This window comes from Phyllobacterium sp. P5_D12, from assembly GCF_054049495.1.
In genome coordinates this window covers 1-1,936 of the sequence record NZ_JBFUMG010000711.1, presented here as the reverse complement: position 1 = coordinate 1,936, position 1,936 = coordinate 1, and the positions used below count along the sequence as shown (strand labels likewise).

Genomic DNA, 1,936 nt, shown 5'->3' with positions numbered 1-1,936 from the left:
TTCGAAATTGGGTCAGATCAAAAGGCGGCCCAGGTCAAGATCGACGACCTGAACGAGCTTGGACTTGGCGTGTTGACTCGCATCGAGACTGATCGCCCCGCATGGCCTTAGCTTCGCGCCTGGAACGTAGCTTGAACGGAGGTTATACCTCGGCCACATTCACGCACCCACATAGAAACAGGAATCGCAGGCTCAGCGTTCACCTATTCTAATCCGGCAGTGTTATATATGTTAAAATATATTGCTGCCATGCATTCGCCGTCTGTGGAAGGTCTTCCGAGTAAATCCGAGGTAACCATCATCATGTGCGCCAAATCCGTCATAGCCAGCGCTATCGTATTGCGAATATATTGATCGCAGCAACGGAAGTGAATCGTGAAAAAACTGATCTATGCCGCGTGCCTTCATGGACTCGGCGGGACCCTCGATCGAAATCCCGGATAACCATCGAAGAGGAGCTTACGGCAGGGCCGCCAGCCTCCATTCTCATCTATACCCTCGCCCCAGAAAAGCTTGCCGGACGGGTGGGCGCACCAAATACGGCAGCACTTCAATTCCTGTTTCTCAAAGTGCGCAGCTTGCCAACCTATGGCTTTGCGGCCTTGAGTACGAAAACGGTTTTCATATTATCATCATATGTACCTAAAGTGATTTCTTGATTATGATGACTCTGCTTGATACGTATGGGCAATCGACGTGCCGAGTTGACCGCACTGGCGTGGGCTACCACGTTGTTTTGAATGGCGGCCCTGCAATGCAGCGTCCGGATAAGGTTTTTCACGCATTCCTTCAGTTGCTTTCGATGCTTGGGTGACATCGAGYGGTCGCAATGGCCCGCTTCCATTTCCAGTTTTGTGGCAGGCGAAGCAGATCTCAATGATTCATAAGCGCATTGCAACACATGCCGATAGTGCCTGACCTGCAGTAGGTCCCCGTCAACCTCATGTGCGGTTGCAATATGCTGTGCCGCCCTCACTAAAACTCGATCAGCAAGCTCGCAGCCGCACATCCCGAAATTGCCATTCTTGTCAACCATACCAAATGTCGGGCCGTTTAGCTGCGGATAGGTTCGCGCCATTTCATTGATAAGCTGGCGTCCTGCTGGATCTGTGACGAGGATCCGCTGGGCCAGAAGTCTTTCTTGTTGCTTGTCTCCGAGCAGGCATGAGTTGATTAACTCGACCTGCTCATTGAATGTCGTGATGAGCAGGTCGGTCACCGCAATGAGCGTGGCTTCGATGTTTTTAGGAAGTCCGTATTGACAATAAGGATTGACGGAATAGTCGTCATTGCGATCAGCGTTTTCCTCGTCGTAGCTTCGGACGAGGTCGCAAGCAAATCCGAGAACGTTATCGGCCTCGTAAGTTGAGAAGGTCCTATCTTCGCCCCGGTACATGCAGTACGTACTACAAATCACTTCCGCGACCATGAGAACGATCGCATCGGCATGTTCGTCTACGATCGACGACTGCTTTCGGCCTCCATAGATGGCCCGCAAGAACTGAGGACGCGGGTAACTTTTGCGCAGCATCGCGTCGATGAGGTTGCGCAGTGTTTGTGGACTGGTTTCGAACTTCAATTGCAAAACTCCTTCTCGTTGAACAGTATTGTATAGCTTCTAACCGCGCATTCGTTGTTAATCATAATTTGATGCCAACGTTGCCACCTTTGTCCAAAAATAAAGATCGTTATCAATCGCAAAACTGTATTTATTCATTCTGTCATCCTCTAACTTGCAACAATAACTACTGTTATCGTCTTCCTAATTACAAGTCTCATGGACGGCGTAGCGCCAGTCAATAGCAAGAATATACTTTTTATTGATTTTTTCTATTGTCAACATTTGGCGCGGCTTCGCTGAATGTTGACAATGTCATTGCAAGTTTGAGAAACCGTCCAAACACGCTGCGTAATTCTATTTGAGCCGGCTGAGGCC

At 49.5% G+C, this 1,936-nt stretch carries 1 protein-coding gene; it reads right to left on the bottom strand.

What is annotated here, in order from left to right:
• Positions 1–586 precede the first annotated feature (586 nt).
• Positions 587–1,579, bottom strand: coding sequence for a hypothetical protein (locus ACXJ5O_RS25570; RefSeq protein WP_457302356.1), 993 nt, complete (start codon positions 1,577–1,579; stop codon positions 587–589).
• Positions 1,580–1,936: the final 357 nt, after the last annotated feature.